The organism is Streptomyces sp. NPDC043746, assembly GCF_056436485.1.
Window position 1 is genome coordinate 143,352 of the sequence record NZ_JBWKCM010000002.1, and the last position, 16,763, is coordinate 160,114.

General features: G+C 72.9%; 14 protein-coding genes and 1 pseudogene. 4 read left to right on the forward strand and 11 right to left on the reverse strand.

Annotated features, from left to right (window positions below):
- Positions 1 to 94: 94 nt before the first annotated feature.
- A pseudogene (locus AC0682_RS02735) lies at positions 95 to 592 on the reverse strand (MarR family winged helix-turn-helix transcriptional regulator); the annotation flags it as partial.
- Between the two features lie 129 nt (positions 593 to 721).
- Between AC0682_RS02735 and AC0682_RS02740 the strand changes: the two are divergent.
- Positions 722 to 1,504 carry a dioxygenase family protein gene (locus AC0682_RS02740; RefSeq protein WP_478530607.1) on the forward strand — a complete coding sequence of 261 codons (783 nt, stop codon included), beginning with the start codon at positions 722 to 724 and terminating at the stop codon, positions 1,502 to 1,504.
- A gap of 44 nt (positions 1,505 to 1,548) precedes the next feature.
- Here AC0682_RS02740 and AC0682_RS02745 read toward each other — a convergent pair whose 3' ends face one another.
- Positions 1,549 to 2,646 carry a questin oxidase family protein gene (locus AC0682_RS02745; RefSeq protein WP_478530608.1) on the reverse strand — a complete coding sequence of 366 codons (1,098 nt, stop codon included), beginning with the start codon at positions 2,644 to 2,646 and terminating at the stop codon, positions 1,549 to 1,551.
- 596 nt (positions 2,647 to 3,242) lie between these two features.
- Between AC0682_RS02745 and AC0682_RS02750 the strand changes: the two genes are divergently transcribed.
- On the forward strand, positions 3,243 to 4,244 hold the full coding sequence (locus AC0682_RS02750; RefSeq protein WP_478530609.1) for a sigma-70 family RNA polymerase sigma factor: 1,002 nt from the start codon (positions 3,243 to 3,245) through the stop codon (positions 4,242 to 4,244).
- A 401-nt stretch (positions 4,245 to 4,645) separates the two neighbouring features.
- On the opposite strand, the gene AC0682_RS02755 is transcribed toward AC0682_RS02750, so the two are convergent.
- Positions 4,646 to 5,662 (reverse strand): helix-turn-helix transcriptional regulator, encoded by a 1,017-nt coding sequence (locus AC0682_RS02755; RefSeq protein ID WP_478530610.1) that lies wholly within the window; start codon positions 5,660 to 5,662, stop codon positions 4,646 to 4,648.
- A gap of 62 nt (positions 5,663 to 5,724) precedes the next feature.
- Here AC0682_RS02755 and AC0682_RS02760 point away from each other — a divergent pair, with 62 nt between their 5' ends.
- Positions 5,725 to 7,269 (forward strand): MFS transporter, encoded by a 1,545-nt coding sequence (locus tag AC0682_RS02760; RefSeq protein WP_478530611.1) that lies wholly within the window; start codon positions 5,725 to 5,727, stop codon positions 7,267 to 7,269.
- Positions 7,270 to 7,349: 80 nt separating this feature from the next.
- Here AC0682_RS02760 and AC0682_RS02765 read toward each other — a convergent pair whose 3' ends face one another.
- Positions 7,350 to 8,096, reverse strand: a complete 747-nt coding sequence (locus tag AC0682_RS02765; protein ID WP_478530612.1) for a DUF6227 family protein — start codon at positions 8,094 to 8,096, stop codon at positions 7,350 to 7,352.
- A 360-nt stretch (positions 8,097 to 8,456) separates the two neighbouring features.
- Complete coding sequence (locus tag AC0682_RS02770) at positions 8,457 to 9,698, reverse strand: P1 family peptidase (RefSeq protein WP_478530613.1); 1,242 nt, start codon at positions 9,696 to 9,698, stop codon at positions 8,457 to 8,459.
- Between the two features lie 382 nt (positions 9,699 to 10,080).
- Here AC0682_RS02770 and AC0682_RS02775 point away from each other — a divergent pair, with 382 nt between their 5' ends.
- A complete protein-coding gene (locus AC0682_RS02775; protein WP_478530782.1) occupies positions 10,081 to 10,317 on the forward strand; it encodes a hypothetical protein in 237 nt (78 codons plus the stop codon).
- A 16-nt stretch (positions 10,318 to 10,333) separates the two neighbouring features.
- On the opposite strand, the gene AC0682_RS02780 is transcribed toward AC0682_RS02775, so the two are convergent.
- The 6 genes from AC0682_RS02780 to AC0682_RS02805 form a co-directional block, all read right to left on the reverse strand.
- Complete coding sequence (locus tag AC0682_RS02780; protein WP_478530614.1) at positions 10,334 to 10,867, reverse strand: MscL family protein; 534 nt, start codon at positions 10,865 to 10,867, stop codon at positions 10,334 to 10,336.
- 113 nt (positions 10,868 to 10,980) lie between these two features.
- Positions 10,981 to 11,730: a hypothetical protein gene (locus AC0682_RS02785; RefSeq protein ID WP_478530615.1), complete on the reverse strand. Its 750-nt coding sequence runs from the start codon at positions 11,728 to 11,730 to the stop codon at positions 10,981 to 10,983.
- 178 nt (positions 11,731 to 11,908) lie between these two features.
- Entirely contained in the window at positions 11,909 to 12,784 is an 876-nt protein-coding gene (locus tag AC0682_RS02790; RefSeq protein ID WP_478530616.1) for an S-methyl-5'-thioadenosine phosphorylase, read from the reverse strand.
- A 173-nt stretch (positions 12,785 to 12,957) separates the two neighbouring features.
- The gene (locus AC0682_RS02795; protein WP_254812353.1) at positions 12,958 to 13,299 is read right to left on the reverse strand and encodes an FmdB family zinc ribbon protein; all 342 of its coding nucleotides are present in this window, start codon (positions 13,297 to 13,299) and stop codon (positions 12,958 to 12,960) included.
- Positions 13,300 to 13,365: 66 nt separating this feature from the next.
- Positions 13,366 to 14,646: an MFS transporter gene (locus AC0682_RS02800; RefSeq protein WP_478530617.1), complete on the reverse strand. Its 1,281-nt coding sequence runs from the start codon at positions 14,644 to 14,646 to the stop codon at positions 13,366 to 13,368.
- A gap of 357 nt (positions 14,647 to 15,003) precedes the next feature.
- Positions 15,004 to 16,497 (reverse strand): potassium/proton antiporter, encoded by a 1,494-nt coding sequence (locus AC0682_RS02805; protein WP_478530618.1) that lies wholly within the window; start codon positions 16,495 to 16,497, stop codon positions 15,004 to 15,006.
- Positions 16,498 to 16,763 lie beyond the last annotated feature (266 nt).

The following is a 16,763-nucleotide window of genomic DNA, read 5'->3' on the forward strand; positions in this document are numbered from 1 at the left end:
TACCCTCCCCCCCCCCCCCCCCCCCCCCCCCCCCCCCCCCCCCCCCCCCCCCCCCCCCCCCCCCCCCCCCCCCCCCCCCCCCCCCCCCCCCCCCCAGGTCCGCGTCCGTACCTTCCGGTTCGAGGCCGCAGGCGAGCACCCGCATGATCTCGCCGAGGCTGCGCACCTGCTCGGGCGTGAGCCGGTCGAAGAGCGCCTGCCGTACGGCGTCGACATGGCCCGGCGCCGAGCGGCTGAGCATCGCGTACCCCTCCTGTGTGAGCACCGCGTTCTGGCCGCGCTTGTCGGAGGGGCAGTCCTCGCGCCGCACCCAGCCGTTCTTCTCCAGCCGGGCGATGGCGTGCGAGAGCCGGGAGCGGGTGATCTTCGCGTTCCTGGCCAGCTCGGTCATCCGCATCCGGCGGCGGGGGGCCTGGGAGAGCTGGACGAGCAGTCCGTAATAGGTGTGCGGCATGCCCGCATCCCGCTGCAACTGGCGGTCGAGGTGGTCCTCCAGCAGCGTGGTGGCATGCAGATAGGCACGCCAGACGCGCTGCTCCTCGTCGGTGAGCCAGCGGGTCGCGCTGGGGGGTGACGTGGTCATGTGCTCCACTGTACGACCTTTTCTTGAAAGTTTAACTAAATGCGGCTAAGGTCTCCGGAGGTTGGTATTTGAACTCTCAAATACCTCTGGATCCATGATCGGATCCGATGTCCAGTGTCCAGTGGATGGGGAGACGCCATGACCGTCACCACGGAGCGCATGCCCGCCCTCTACCTCTCGCACGGCGCCCCGCCGCTGGCCGACGACCCGGTCTGGCCCGGCCAGCTCGCCGCCTGGTCCGCCGGGCTGCCCCGGCCCCGCGCGATCCTGATGGTCTCCGCCCACTGGGAGGAGGCCCCGCTCGCGCTCGGCGCCGTCGAGCCGGTCCCGCTGGTCCACGACTTCTGGGGATTCCCCGAGCGCTACTCCACCGTGCGGTACGACGCCCCCGGCGCCCCGGAGCTGGCCGACAGCGTCCGCAAGCTGCTGCGCGGAGCCGGTACGCCGGTCCAGGACATCCCGGACCGGGGGCTGGACCACGGCGCCTACGTACCGCTGGTGGAGATGTTCCCGGACGCCGACATCCCCGTACTCCAGATCTCCATGCCGACACTCGACCCGCAGAAGCTGATGGCCGTCGGGCGCAGGCTCGCCCCGCTGCGCGACGAGGGCGTGCTGATCGTCGGCAGCGGCTTCTTCACCCACAACCTGGCCGCCCTGCGCCACCAGGGCGGTGGGGTCCCGGGCTGGTCGGCGGAGTTCGACGACTGGGGCGAGCGCGCGCTGCGGGCCCAGGACGTCGACGCCCTGCTCGACTTCGAGCACGCGTCCCCCGCCGGGAGGCTGGCCCACCCGCGCACCGAGCACTTCGCCCCGCTCTTCGTGACGCTGGGCGCCGCCGAGGAGGAGCTGGACCGCGGGCGGAGCGTCATCGACGGGTTCTGGATGGGGCTGGCCAAGCGCTCGGTGCAGTTCGGCTGAGGCGGGTCGGGAGGTGCCCGGACCGGCGGACGAGGGTCGGACGCTCACCAGACCGGTGTGTTCAGCTCCGCCGCGCGCCCGGCGGCGACGAGCGCCGTCGCGTCACCCACGTCCAGCGCCGTGTCGGCGAACTTGATCGTGTGGTCGTCACCGTGCGCCGCCGCCCGCTCGAACACGTCCTGCGGGTCCTGCGGCCCGCTCCGCAGGTCCGCCACCGGCAGCCCCTCGCTCGGCCCGTAGGCGGAGGTCACCGCGGCGCTCGCCGTCCAGGCCGCGTGCAGGCTCGGCACCCACAGCGCGTCGGGGAGCGCGGGCAGGGTGCGCAGGACCGCGTTGGGCGCGGTCGCCGCGTGGACCAGCATGATCGGTGAGGCGTGCCCATGGGTCGCGTATCGATGGGTGGCGGCCGTGATGAGTTCCTTGAGCGAGGCGCGGGCCGCCTCCGGCTCCTGGGGGGCCTGGCCGGGCCAGTCGGGGAAGGCGGTGAGCCGGCCGAGCCGGGCCAGCATCTCGCCGTCCTGCTCGGAGATGAGCGGCACCCGGTCCAGGGCGCCGGCCGCGTCGGCGGGTGAGGTGAGGCGCTCCAGCGGGGGGAGGGGCTGGTGGCGGGCGGCCCAGTAGCCGAGGGCGTGGGCCAGTTCCCGTACGCGCGGGGCGGTCTCCCCGCCGTCCAGCAGCGTACGTACGGCGTGGCCGACCCGGATCACCCCGTGGGTGGCGCCGCCCGCGATGCCGGGCAGCAGCCGGGGCCACCACTCCGCGAGGACGGCACGCCAGGGGAGGTGGTCGGTCTCCCGCTCGAAGAACACCGTCCAGTCACCGACGCGGTCGATGTCGCCGAGGGCCTCGCGCCAGTTCCGGGCGGTCACCGGTTCGACGGAGCCCGGCATGTCCTCCAACCGGGAGCGGTACTGGTCGAGCCACCGGTGCACGGCGGGCGCCTGCCCGCGCCGCACCAAGGCTTCGACCGCCATCGGTGCGTGGTTGCTGAGCCAGCCGTCGCGCTCGGGCCCCGCCTGATGGATGCGCTCCAGGGCCTCGTCGAGGGTGCCCGAGGTGTCGGGGGTGCCGGTGACGTCGGGGGTGGGGTTTCGGGGACTGTCCGCCGGGGTGGCTGCCTGGTCGCGCTGTGTGTCCGTCATGGACCTCACGGTAGGAGCGCGGGCGGCCCGGCGGATCGGGCTGAGGTCCCGGTCGGGGGAGGTCGGACCTCCGCCTCGGGACCTAGGGCGTGTGTCGAAAGCGGCGTCGTCTGCCCGGAGGGCAGGCGGGACTTTCGACACACGCCCAAGGGCCTGCCGCCGACCTCGGAGCGTGGGGTCCGGACCCAGGGGCGACGCGCGCAACCCCAGGGCGATACGGGCCGTCTTCCTGGGTAGACGCGAGGTCGGAGCGTCCGAGGTGTCCCCGGGAGTGCCGGGCCCCGGAGGCTGGGGCCTCCGGGGCGTTCCGGGCGCGGCGTCCTGCCCCAAGGGTGTGGCATTCGGTGAGCGCGGTCTCACCGGACCGGTTGTCACCGGCCCCCGCCAGGGCTTGTCATACGCCTACGACACAGGCCCTGACCTGCGCTTACGGGGGCAGTCGCGCCGGGCACCCGCCGTTCGGCGCCGGACAGGGTACTGCATGATCGCGAAAATGAATGGGCGGCATGGGAATTCTGTCCGGATTCCAGTCGTTGTTTCCATCGGATGCAGGGCACCCGGAAGGGTGTCGCGACCTACTCAGCAAGGGAGCACGCATGGCAACCCGTGCCGTCGCCCGCCGTTCGTCCACCACCTCCGGTGGGACCGACCGGGCAAGCAGTGTTCGCGCCGTGGGCGGGGAGATCGCCGATCGCGACCTGGTCGGCATGTACCTGGACGAGATCGCTCGTACGCCGCTGCTCGACGCCGCCAAGGAAGTCGACCTCTCGCAGGCCATCGAGGCGGGCGTCTACGCCCAGCAGATCCTCGACGGCGAGGCCGAGAGCGAAGCCGGTGGTGCGACGCGTGAGGAGCTGGAGGCGCTGGTCGCCGAGGGCGAGCGCGCCAAGGACATATTCATCCGTTCCAACCTCCGCCTCGTCGTTGCCGTGGCCCGGCGCTACCCGCGCGCGGGGCTGCCCCTGCTCGACCTGATCCAGGAGGGCAACGCGGGCCTGGTGCGCGCGGTCGAGAAGTTCGACTACGCGAAGGGCTTCAAGTTCTCCACCTACGCGACGTGGTGGATCCGCCAGGCCATCACCCGGTCCATAGCCGACCAGTCCCGCACGATCCGGCTCCCCGTCCACCTGGTGGAGGAGCTGGGCCGGATCCGCCGTGTCCAGCGCGAGTTCAACCGGGAGAACGGCCGCGACCCCGAGCACGAGGAGATCGCCGCCGAGCTGGACTCCAACGCCGAGCGCGTGGGCAACGTCCTGGACTGGGCCCGCGACCCGGTCAGCCTCAACATGTCCGTCGACGACAACGGGGACACCCAGTTCGGCGACCTGCTGGAGGACACCTCCGCCGTCTCGCCCGAGCAGTCGGTGCTGTCGCTGCTGCGCAGCGAGGAGCTGGAGGACCTGATCGGCAAGCTCGACGACAGGACCGCCTCCATCATCAAGATGAGGTACGGCATCGAGGACGGCCGCGAGCGGACGCTGACCGAGGTCGGCAAGCAGCACGGTCTGACCCGCGAGCGGATCCGTCAGATAGAGAAGCACGCTCTGCTCGAATTGAAGCGAATGGCACACGACACGGGCTTTGACGCTGTGGCGTGAGCGGAATACCCGCTAGCCTCCCCATCAAGCCGGTTCACCCCGGCCGACCGATCGGCTCACCCCGGTCACCCCGGCCGGTTTCCCCACCGGCCACCCCGACCGGCCCTCGCGGCCGGTTCCCGGAACTGAGTCCCGGCGCCCACCCCCCCCGGCGCCGGGGCTCATCCATGCCCGGGCCTGCCGAGCGCTCGGGCCGGACCGCCCCTTCCGCGCCGGGGGTGGCCGCGCCCTCCTGTCCGAGGCGGCCGGTTCTGTCCGGGCCGGCCGGGTCCTTCCGTCCCGGCCGGGCGCTGAGCCCGCTCCGCGCGCCGGCTGCCGGGCCCTTCCCCGTACGGGCGCGGGCGCGTGTCCCCGTACGGGCGTCGGCGCGTGCGGACGGGACAGGCGCCCGGGCGCACCGGTCAGCCGGGCGCGCCCGCCGCGCGGGTCAACCGGGAGCCCAGGCGCTCCAGGTGTTCCACCAGCTCCGGCGGCCCCTGCACCGTGAACTCGCAGTCCACCAGCGCCAGCCGCAGTGCCACCCACTCCAGCGAGTCCGTGCACGAGGAGCGCAACCGGCAGGCGTTCGGGGTGTTCTCCCCGTCCGGCCCGGGCACCGGCTCCGGCACCCCGAGCGTCGGCGGCAGCCGCGCCATCACGAACTCCGCCGGGGCCGCGAACCGCACATCGAGCCGCAACTCCGGCTGCCTGCCCGCCATCGACCGGGCGAAGTAGCGTGCCGCGTCCTCCGTCCCGTCCTCGCCGCCGCCCTCCACGGGGAGTGGCCGAGGCGTGAACCGGGCGCCCGTCGCGAACGGCTCGGAGACCCGGTCCACCCGGAACGTCCGCCAGTCCTCCCGCAGCAGGTCGTACGCCACCAGGTACCACCGCCGCCCCGTGCTCACCAGCCGGTACGGCTCGACCTGCCGCTTCGTCTCCGTACCGTCGCCACTGCGGTACGCGAACCGCAGCCGTTCCCGTCCGGTGGCCGCCGAGGCGAGCGTCGTCAGGGTCCGCGGATCGATGGTGGACCCGTCCCCCCGGGTCAGCGGCACCGTGGCGTTCTGCAGCGCCGAGACCCGGTGCCGCAACCGTGCGGGCAGCACCTGCTCCAGCTTCGCCAGCGCCCGTACGGAGGCCTCGTCGACGCCCTCGATGGCGTGCCCGGCACCGGCCCGCAGCCCCAAGGCGATGGCGACAGCCTCCTCGTCGTCCAGCACGAGGGGCGGCAGGGCGGCCCCCGCTACCAGGCGGTAGCCGCCGGCCGAACCGCGTGAGGCCTCGACCGGGTAGCCCAGTTCGCGCAGCCGGTCGATGTCGCGTCGGATCGTGCGCGGGGCGACGCCGAGCCGCTCGGCCAGCTCGCCGCCCGGCCACTCGCGCGGGGTCTGGAGGAGCGACAGCAGTTTCAGCAGGCGTGCCGGGGCGGTGTCGGTCATGAAGTCCAGGATGCGTCTCCAACAGGACAGGATCAGACCTAAAGGAGATCTAGTTTCCTCCCATGTCTTCTTCCGCAGCGCTACCGGACCCGGCAGCGAACTCCGCCCACGCATCCGTCCCTGCCCCTGCCGACCGGCGTCGCTGGTTCGCCCTCGCCATCGTGATGACCGCGGCCTTCATGGACCTGGTCGACGTCACGATCGTCAACATCGCGATCCCCAGCATCACCCGCGACACCGGGGCCTCCGTCTCCGCGATCCAGTGGATCACCGCCGGATACGCCCTCGCGTTCGCCGCCGGACTGATCACGGGTGGCCGGCTCGGCGACATCTACGGGCGCAAGCGGCTCTTCCTCATCGGCATCGCCGGGTTCACGGTCGCCTCGGCCCTCTGCGGCCTCGCGCCCGACTCCGGCATACTCGTCGCCGCCCGCATCCTCCAGGGGGCGACGGCGGCGCTGATGGTGCCCCAGGTGCTCTCGATCGTGCACGCCACCTTCCCGGCACACGAGCGCGGCAAGGTCTTCGGCCTCTTCGGCGCGGTCGTCGGCCTCGGCGCGGTCTCCGGCCCGCTGCTGGGCGCGCTGCTCACCGAGTGGAACCTCTTCGGCCTCGAATGGCGGCCGATCTTCCTGATCAACCTCCCCGTCGGCGTCGCGGGTCTGGTCCTCGGCGCGAAGTTCATCACCGAGTCCAAGGCGCCCCGGGCCATGCGGCTGGACCTCGTCGGCGTCGGCCTGGTCACGCTCGCCATGCTGATGCTCATCTACCCGCTCACCCGCGGGCACGAGCTGGACTGGCCGCTGTGGGGCCACGTCTCGATGGTGGGCAGCCTCTTCGTCTTCGCCCTCCTCGTTCGGCACCAGCGGCAGAAGGCGGTCATCGACGGTTCGCCGCTGATCGAGCTGTCCCTGTTCCGGGTCAAGAGCTTCGCCGCGGGTATCGCCGTGCAGCTCACCTTCGGCGTGGGCCTCGGCATCTTCTTCCTGGTCTGGACCCTCTACATGCAGATGGGGCTGGGCTGGAGCGTGCTGCGGGCCGGCACGACGGGCATCCCGTTCTCCGTCGCCGTCTCGGTGGCCGCCGGGATCTCCGTACAGAAGCTGGTGCCCCGCTTCGGCCGCAAGGTCCTCCAGGCGGGCGCGCTCCTGATGGTCGCCGGGCTGCTGGTCTACCTCTGGGAGGCCGAGCACTACGGCATGGCCATCACCTCCTGGCAGATGGCGATCCCGCTGGTCGTCATGGGCGTCGGGATGGGACTGATCGTGGCCCCGCTGACCGACGCGATCCTCTCCGAGGTGCCCAGGGAGCATGCCGGTTCGGCGTCCGGGCTGATCAACACCGTGCAGCAGATGGGCACCGCGCTCGGCCTCGGCCTGGTCTCCGTGGTCTTCTTCGGCGCGATCGGCGACCGGCTGGCACCGCAGGAGATCGGCCCGGCCTTCGTGGACGCGTTCCAGCAGTCGCTGTGGTGGGTGGCCGGGGTGCTCTCGGCGATCTTCCTGCTGATGTTCGCGCTGCCGGCCCGGCCGAAGGCCCACGTGGAGGGCGAGGCGGCGGCGCCCGACGACGCCCCGCTCACCACGGAACCGGCGCTGAAGGTCTGAGCGGGCCGGACAAGGCCGACAGGGCGGTCGGGGTGGTCGGGGCGGTCCGGCGGTGGCCCCTTCGTGGGGCCCCGCCCGGGTCAGCAGATACCGGTGCGGCTCTCCATCGCCGCGCGGGCGGTCTCCTCGTCCTCGTACACCTCGCACATGTGGCGGCCGTCGGGGGTCGCCGTGTGCTCGACCTCCCACAGGCTCGTCTCGCTGCCGTCCAGCAGCAGGAACGCGTGCTCGTAGAGCGTGAACCCGGCCTTCTGGCCGCCGACTTCGCACTGGCGCCCGAAGATCTGGGTGATGTGGTGGGCGAAGGCGGACCGGAGCAGCCGGGCCTTCTCCCCGCCCGGCCGGTCCCCGTTCTCCGCGCGGCGCAGGACCCGGCGGGCGTGGTCGGCGGAGTTGTCGGGGGCGTACATCCGGGGTGCCGGAGCCGGGGGAGCGGACATCAGGACCGTCAGGGTCTCCATGTCCTCGCGTCCCGCCTCGTCACCGAGGGCGGGGGCGTCCGAGAGGCTCCCGGCCAGCCGGGCGGCGGCGAGGTGGGCGTCGCCCTCGTCGGCGTACAGCTCGTGGCGCCGGGGCTCCTGCTCGTCCCGGCCGCCGCTGTGCACCAGTTCCCACAGGGTCAGATCGGAGCCGTCGGTCAGGAGATAGGTGTGGCGGTAGGTCTCCCGGTGCAGGACGGGGCTGTGGTGCGAGGAGTGCAGTGAACTGCTGTGCGCCAGCGCCGAACCGAGCCGGTCGACCGTACGGTCGGGAAGGTCGAAAGAGTTGAGGGCGCGTCGCAGGAGTCGGTCGAGGTGCTGCTCGGTTGTCTCGTACGGATCGCTCAAGGTGCTGTCTCCAGGCCGTCGCCGCGTGTTACTTGATGCGTGCTTAACGTAGTCCCTGGGTCTGACATCGTGACCGGGGTTCGTAAAAACGTCAGGCGTACGAGATAAGTTCCCCGTCTGCGCCCGGTGCATTTCGGGTGGTTGGGGGTGAACTCCCTTGCCACGGTTGCGAGTCGGGCGCCCGCGCGCCCCTCGCCCGACGGCCGCGCGCCCCCGCGCGGCCGGCCCCCGCCCCGTGCGCCCCCGCCTCGCGGGGGTCGGCGACGCGGGCGGCGGCGCGGGGCTCGGTGGCGCGAGTCCGGCCCCCGGTGGGCGGCGCGGGCCCTGCATGGGGTCCGGCCTCACGCAGGGCCGCTCCGGTCAGGGGCACTCCCTGCCCCGGTCCTCTCCCCCTCCCCCGCCCCCGTGCCCGTAGAGGTCGGTGTAGGCGGGGAACGTGCCGCCGGGCCCTTCGGCGCTCCGGGCCGCGCGTACGGCCTTCACGATCGCGCGGGCCAGTACGTCGGCGCCCGCCGCGAGGATCTCGTTGACCGCGGCCGGGTTCTCCGACTCCACCGCCACCCGGCCCGTGGCGAGCGCGAACACGGTGTCCCCGTCGGTCAGGAGATGGACCGGGCGCACCGCGCGGGCCATGCCGTCGTGGGCGGTCCCCGCCAGCTTCTGCGCCTGGGCCCGGACGAGCGTCGCGTCCGTCGCGACGACCGCGATCGTGGTGCTGAACGGCGGAGCCCCGCCGACGGCCGCCTCCCTCGCCTCCTCCAGTCGCCGCACCGCCGCCGCATGGGTCGCGGCCGACGGATACGCGGGCGGCTCCCCGGCCCCGTACTCCCCGAACAGCACTCCGGTACGGGGATCGAGCACCGAGCCCGCCGCGTTCACCGCGACCAGGGCGGCGACGGTGACCCCGGAGGCGAGCAGCACGCTCGCCGTGCCGATGCCGCCCTTCAACTGCCCGGCCACCGCGCCCGTGCCCGCGCCCACGCTCCCCTCGGCCACCGGCGCTCCCGGGCCCGAGGCGGCGGCGGCCTCCACGGCGGCGCGCCCGGTCGCCGCGTCGGGGCGGGCCCGCCAGTCGCCACCCCGCCCGAGGTCGAAGAGGGCGGCGGCCGGGACCACGGGGACCACGTGGGTGGGCTCCGGGCCGACCCGGACGCCCCGGCCCTGCTCCTCCAGCCAGCCCATCACTCCGGACGCGGCGTCGAGGCCGTACGCGCTGCCGCCCGTGAGGACCACCGCGTCGACCCGCTGCACCAGGTTGCGCGGGTCCAGCGCGTCCGTCTCCCGGGTCCCCGGCCCGCCGCCCCGCACGTCCACGGCGGCCACCGCCCCGCCCTCCGGAGCCAGTACCACGGTCGTCCCGCTCAACGCCCCGGCCCTCGCCACCCGCGCATGCCCGACCTGGATCCCGGCCACATCGGTCAGCGCATCCAGCACCGAGGCCCCCGGAGCACCCACCGGCGAGGCCCTCGGAGTATCCGGAGTCGGGGATCCCGGGCCGTCCGGAGCCGAGGCGCCCACGGCATCCGGGGCGTCCGGGGCGTCCGGGGCGTCCGGGGCATCCGGGGCATCCGGTGGTGATGGCTGAGGGTCCTCGGCGGTCATGGCGCACTCCTCGGGTCGACGCCCGCGAACAGGCGCAGCCTCCTACGTACGTCCCGAACGTACCGCCGCCCCCTGCTCCTGTCCGGGCGCCCCCCAGGGTCGCTCTCCTTGAAGGGCTATGGGCGCCGTTCCTGCTGGTAGGCGGGGTGCTCGGCGCATGACTGGCCAAGGGCTGACGGCGCGCCTCGCCCTGGCGACGACCGCCGTCGTCGGCCGGCTCTGGAAGCTGACCGTGCTGATCGACGCGCGGATGGAGGGAGACACCGGCACGGCCTGGTGGGGAGGCGGCTTCCTCCGCCTGGCGTTCCTCGCCGTACTGGGCCTCTGGCTGCTCGACCCGAAGACCGCTGACCTCCGCCGTCGACGGTCGTACCCTGGAACCATGAGTGCCGCCCCCGCCCCCGGTCCGCGAGACGCGAAGCAGCAGCAGCCCCCGGCACAGCAGGCCCGGGCACAGCAGCCGCAGGAACCGAAGCCCAAGCCGGTTCTGATCTTCGACGATCCGCTGGACCAGCAGTCCGCGGACGATACGGACCGGGGATGGGGCGAGCGGCCCTCGGGCGGCTCCGGCGCCGACCTCGCGCGCTTCCTCGACGAGAAGCCGCCCCACCACATCTGACCCGACGACCGGCGGGCTACCGCCCCTCGTCCCGGCCCGGCAGCGCCCCGCCGCCCTCGCCGGGCCCACCGGCGCCCCCGGCACCGGGCCCACCGGCACCGCGCTGCGCGACCAGGGCGTCGCGGATCTCCTTGAGCACCTCCAGCTCGCTGACCTCCAGTGTCTCCTGCACGCCCTCCTTCGCGGCCTGCATCTGCGCCCGCCTGGCCAGGTACTTGGCCATCGGCAGCACCAGCAGGAAGTACACGACGGCGGCGGTGATCAGGAAGCTGAGGGCGGCGCTGAGCACCGATCCCCACAGGATCTCGATCCCGTCCAACTCGCCGGTGGCCGGGTCCGTCGTGCACGGGCCCCGGAGGCAGGAGCTGTAGTTGTCCAGGTCCTGCGTGCCGAAGGCGCCGACCAGCGGGTTGATGATGCCCTTCACGAACGCGTTCACGATGTTCGTGAACGCGGCGCCGATGACGACGGCCACCGCCAGATCGATCACATTGCCGCGCGTCAGGAAGGCCTTGAAGCCCTCCAGGAGACTGACCTTCTTCTCGCTCACAGGTGAGCCTTCTTTCGCATGTGCGGTGAGGGGAGCAAACTGCTCCGCCACCTAAGGCGGGAGAAGACGAAACTGTCCAATCCGGTAACGCGCACGAGTGACTTGAGAGCGCGTCAGTTCGCATCGGACACCGCCACCGCCAGCGGCCCCGCAGCGCCCGCCCCCAGCAGCGCCGTGGCGGTGGACCGCTCCACCGACAGCATCACCAGCGCCCCTCCGGGCGCCGGACCCGCCCCGACCGCCCCCGAACCGCCGCCTCGGTGGCCGTCCCCGTCGGCGGCCCCGCCCGGCACCCGGGCCACCCGTACGTCCCGTGCCACCAGCCGGGCGTCGTCGCCCGCCTCGCCGACCGCGATCACATCGACCCGGTCTCCCGGGCGCAGCAGCCGTACCGTCTCCGCGTCGGCGATCCGCACCGGCGCGGAGACGAGCCGCGCGGACGGGCTCCCGGCCCCCATCGCCGTGCCGGATGCCGCACCGGAAGCCGCCGCGCCCGGGACCGGCATCCCCGAGACCCCCGTGCTGGGGGATGCCGTGTCCGAGGCGGCCGCTTCCGGGGCGCCCACGCCGGAACCGGCGCCGCCCAGGCCGCCGCCCGTCGTGGCCAGGGCGGCGCCCGCCAGAGCGAGCCCCGTGGCGAGTGCGCGCCGCCGCCTGCGCAGCATCCGGCGCAGCCGGTACACCCTGCTGCCCCGCACCCGCAGGGGCGCGAACGACCCCACTCCGCACGGTGCGGGCGGCGGCGCCGGGGGCCTGGGCGGCGGCTTCGCCAGGTCCAAGGCGCCCGAGGGAGCGGAACGGGCGGAGCGGTGGCGGGCGGAGAGGTCGGGGAGGTCGGGGAGGGAGAAGGAGGACGGAGGCATGGCTTCACCTGCGATCGGACGAGACGGGGGAGGTCCGACCGGAGGTCCCGGCCGAACTCCCCTCACGATCCACGATCGGCGTCCGACTCGCTGGGGCCTGTGGACAACCCCGGGACTGTGGAGAACTCCGTCACCCGATCCGGGGGACCGGCCACCCCCGTGATCCGGCAGCGGCCCCCTACGGCAGCGCGATCCCCGTCTCGATCCCGTCCAGCGCGTGGGCGCAGACGCAGTTGCGGCTCTCCGTCGCCGGCAGCCCGCCCACCGCGTCGAACAGCACCGACCGGAGCCGGTCCACGTTGGCCGCGAAGACCCGCAGCACCTCCTCGTGCGAGACGCCCTCGCCGGCCTCCGCGCCCGCGTCCAGGTCGGTCACGAGGGTCATCGTGGTGTAGCAGAGCCCCAGCTCCCGGGCGAGTACGGCTTCCGGATGCCCGGTCATCCCCACCACGGACCAGCCCATCGCCGCATGCCAGCGGGATTCCGCCCGGGTGGAGAAGCGGGGCCCCTCGACGACCACGAGGGTGCCGCCGTCCACGGGTTCCCAGTCGTGGGCGCGGGCCGCCGCCACCGCGGCCTTCCGGCCCTCGGGGCAGTACGGATCGGCGAAGCCCAGGTGCACGACGTTGGGTGCGGTCCCGTCGGCGCGGGCCTCCCCGTCGTAATAGGTCTGTACGCGGTTCTTGGTGCGGTCCACCAGCTGGTCCGGGACGAGGAGCGTGCCCGGTCCGAACTCCGGGCGCAGCCCGCCGACGGCGCAGGGGCCCAGCACCTGGCGGACCCCGACGGAGCGCAGGGCCCAGAGGTTGGCCCGGTAGTTGATGCGGTGGGGCGGCAGGTGGTGGCCGCGGCCGTGGCGGGGCAGGAAGGCCACCCGGCGGCCGCCGATCTCGCCGAGGAAGACCGAGTCGCTGGGCTTCCCGTAAGGGGTGTCCACGGAGACCTCGGTGACGTCCTCCAGGAAGGAGTAGAAACCCGAGCCGCCGATGACACCGATCTCCGCGGAACCCTCGGTGCTCCTACCGGAGCCCGTTTCCGTATGTGCGTTCGCCATGCGGTCACCGTATCCGGAGGAGCGTTTTCCGGGACAGACGAGGCCGGGCCCCGTCGAGTGGCCGGCATACGACCGGGCCCACCGAGTGCGCACGCGGAGGTCGACATACGACCGGACCCCGCCGAGTGGTCTCGGCGGGGTCCGGTGAAAAGCGGGTGCGTGCGTTCGCGGGCTCAGGCGGCCGACGTACCGCTCGACGACGAGGCCGGCGCGGGGGCCGACGACGAGGCGGCGGGTGTCGAGGCGCTCGTCTTCGTGTCCGAGCCGGTCGACGACGAGGACGAACCCGAGTCGGACGACTTCGAGGTCGACGAGGCCGGCGTGCTGCTCGACGAGGAGCCGCGGCTGTCGTTCCGGTAGAAACCGGAACCCTTGAAGACGATGCCGACCGCAGAGAACACCTTCTTCAGGCGTCCGTCGCAGCTCGGGCATACGGTCAGGGCATCATCGGTGAACTTCTGCACCGCCTCGAGGCCCTCGCCGCACTCGGTGCACTGGTACTGATAGGTCGGCACTTGCTCCTCCTGGCACTCTCACTCAATGAGTGCTAACGACGCTCCATACTGACGTATTCCGCGGGATCAGTCCACCGTGACCGGCTCGCGGTGACCGATCCCACGCGCCACGGTCCGGCCCGCGGACCGGGGTGCCAGCCGCGAGCGCAGGGCCAGCAGGGTCGCCAGCGCCAGTACGGTACCGGCCAGGGGGACCAGGAACCCGGTGCTCGCACCGCGGGCGTCGGCGAGTTGGCCCGCCACGGTCACGGCGGCCGCCTGGCCCAGCGCCACGGCGCCGGTGAGCCAGGTGAAGGCCTCGGTACGGGCGGTGGTCGGGACCAGCGACTCGACCAGCGTGTAGCCGCTGATGAGTGCCGGGGCGATGCAGAGGCCGACGAGCAGGCCGAGTCCGGCCAGCAGCGGTACGGAGTGCACGGCCCAGAGGCCGGAGGCCATGAGGGTCAGCGCCACGTAGCCGACGACCAGACGGCGCTGCGGGCTGCTCTTCCAGGCGACGGCCCCGCAGACGATGCCGGCCAGCATGTTGCCCGCGGCGAAGATCCCGTACAGGAGACCGTTCATGCCGGGGTGGCCGATCTCCTGGGTGAACGCCGTCAGCGAGACCTGCATACCGCCGAAGACCGCGCCGATGCCCAGGAAGGCGACGATGAGGACCCGGACGCCCGGCACGGAGAGCGCCGAGGTGTGCGGCCGCTCCGCCGTGGCGGCGGGGCGGGGGGCGGGCTGGGTGGCGCGCTGCGCGGCGAAGAGCAGACCGCCGACGAGGGTGAGGGCGGCCTCGGTGATCAGCCCGGCCGCCGGGTGCACGCCGGTGCAGAGCGCGGTCGCGATCACCGGTCCGAGGACGAAGGTGAACTCGTCGGTCACCGACTCGAAGGCGGCGGCCGTGGACATCAGCGGGGAGGCGGGCCGGTCCGGGGTGGCTCCCAGCATCGCGGCCCAGCGGGCCCGCACCATCGGGCCGATCTGCGGGACCGAGGCGCCGGTGGGCACCGCGGCGGCGAACAGCGCCCACAGGGGCGCGTCCGCCAGTGCCAGGGCCGTCAGCGCACCACCGGAGGCGGTGTGCAGCAGGACGCCGGGGAGCAGTACGGCCCGCTGGCCGAACCGGTCGGCGAGCTTGCCGCCCTGCGGGGCCACCAGCGCCATGGAGACGCCCGCGACCGCCGCCACGGCCCCGGCGCTGCCGTAGGAGCCGGTGGTGTGCTGGACGAGCAGCACGATCCCGATGGTCAGCATCGCGAAGGGCTGCCGTGCGGCGAAGCCGGGAAGGAGGAAGGTCCACGCACCGGGGGTGCGGAGCAGTTGCCCGTAACCGGGGCGGTCGGTGACCGTGGTCGCCACGGTCCTTGCCTTTCTGCCGCCTGGTAGCGCTGCTTCCTGGCGCCTTTGTGGGGCGGGCCGGACGGAAGCGGCCGAGAGCTGTCCTCTTCGCGCGGAACTGCGGTAGATGCCGGGCGACTCGCTGCCAGCGGCGGAGAAACGCCGGGCGAAGAGACACCACGACCGCCATACGGTCGCGCCAGCTCTGCATCAGACAGAGTTGGTCGATCAGTGTGCCTCTATCGTACAGGCAGGAAGCCCTGTGCGCCTGTGAATGTGCACACAGCTTCCTGGTGGGCCTGTGATCAGCGTCCTGTGGGGGCGTGTCGGTGACGTTGCAGGCGGAGCGCTGCCCGCTACGCCTACTCCGTAGGCGTACTACGGATGACGCGCGCTCGCGCGGCGGGTGTCGTCCGTGAGGCGGGCCTTCCGTACGGGGCTGTGGCCCGTGCCCAGCCAGCCGGCCAGCTTGCCGCCCTCGTCGACCGCCCGGAGCCGGGCCTCCGCCTGGTCGCGCACCGGGTCGGTCGCCACCACCAGCAGCTCGTCGCCGCGCCGCAGGATGGTGGTGGGGGAGGGCACGAAGCTCCGCTCCTCGCGCACCACCAGCGTGACTGCGGCTCCGGGCGGGAGCCGCAGCTCGCCGACCTCGACGCCGTGCATCCGGGACTTCTGGCGGACGTCCACCGACAGCAGGTGGCCGCGCAGCCGCTCCAGCGGCGCCGACTCGACGCCCAGGTCGTCGGCCTCGGCCTGGTCGTCGCCGATCTTCAGCTTGGTCGCGACCCACGGCAGGGTGGGGCCCTGGACCAGCGTGTAGACGATGACGAGCACGAAGACGATGTTGAAGATCCTGGTGCTGCCCTCCACTCCGGAGACCATCGGGATGGTCGCCAGGATGATGGGCACGGCCCCGCGCAGCCCGGCCCACGACATCAGGGCCTTCTCGCGCGTCGGCAGCCGGAACGGTGCCAGGCTCAGGAAGACCGACAGCGGCCGGGCCACCACCGTCAGCACCAGCCCCACCACGACGGCCGGCCAGAAGTCCTGGACCAGGTCGCGCGGGGTGACCAGCAGGCCGAGCAGCACGAACATGCCGATCTGGGCCAGCCAGCCCAGCCCGTCCGCGAAGCCCCGGGTCGCGGCCCAGTGCGGCAGCTTGGAGTTGCCGAGGATCATGGCGGCCAGGTAGACCGCCAGGAAGCCGCTGCCCTGGGCGATGGCGCCGGCCGCGTACGCCATCACGGCTATGGCCATGACGGCGATCGGGTACAGGCCGGAGGCGGGCAGGGCCACGTGGCGCAGTCCGAGCGAGCCCAGCCACCCCACCGTGATGCCGATGGCGGCGCCGATGGCCAGCTGCAGGGCGATCTTGCCGATCAGGACGTACCAGTGCTCGGCCGGGCCGACGGCGGAGAACGCGACGACGAGGATGACCACGGGGGCGTCGTTGAAGCCGGACTCGGCCTCCAGCACCCCGGCGACCCGGGACGGCAGCGGCACCCTGCGGAGCACCGAGAAGACGGCCGCGGCGTCGGTGGACGAGACGACCGCGCCGATGATCAGGGCCTGGCGCCACTCCAGGCCGACCAGGTAGTGCGCGGCGGCGGCCGTGACGCCCACGCTGATCCCGACGCCGACGGTGGAGACCACCGCGGCCGCGGGCAGGACGGGCTTGACCTCTTTCCACTTCGCTCCGAGTCCACCCTCCGCGAGGATGACGACCAGGGCGGCGTAGCCGATCACCTGGGTCAGCTCGGCGTTGTCGAACTCGACGTTGAAGAGGCCGTCCTGCCCCAGGGCGATCCCGATGCCGAGGTACAGGAGCAGGCTGGGCAGCCCGCTGCGCGAGGAGATCCGGACCGCCGCCACGGCGACGAGCAGGACGAGCGAGCAGGCGAGCAGGAGTTCGTTGAGCGCGTGGACGGTCAGGGTCCGTTCCTTCCCTGCGTACGTCGGCCGGATCGTCCTCCGGCAGCCAGTACTTCGTTACCTTACCTAATCTTTAACGCTTTCTTGACGGGGTTCCGTGCGGGCGGCAAGGGGGTCGCGCGTCCGGCGCCGGTGCTTCGCGTGTCCGCGGGGGCATGCGCGCAAATGGATGCATCCCTATACCGCGTCCGAGTGGCTTCTCGGCT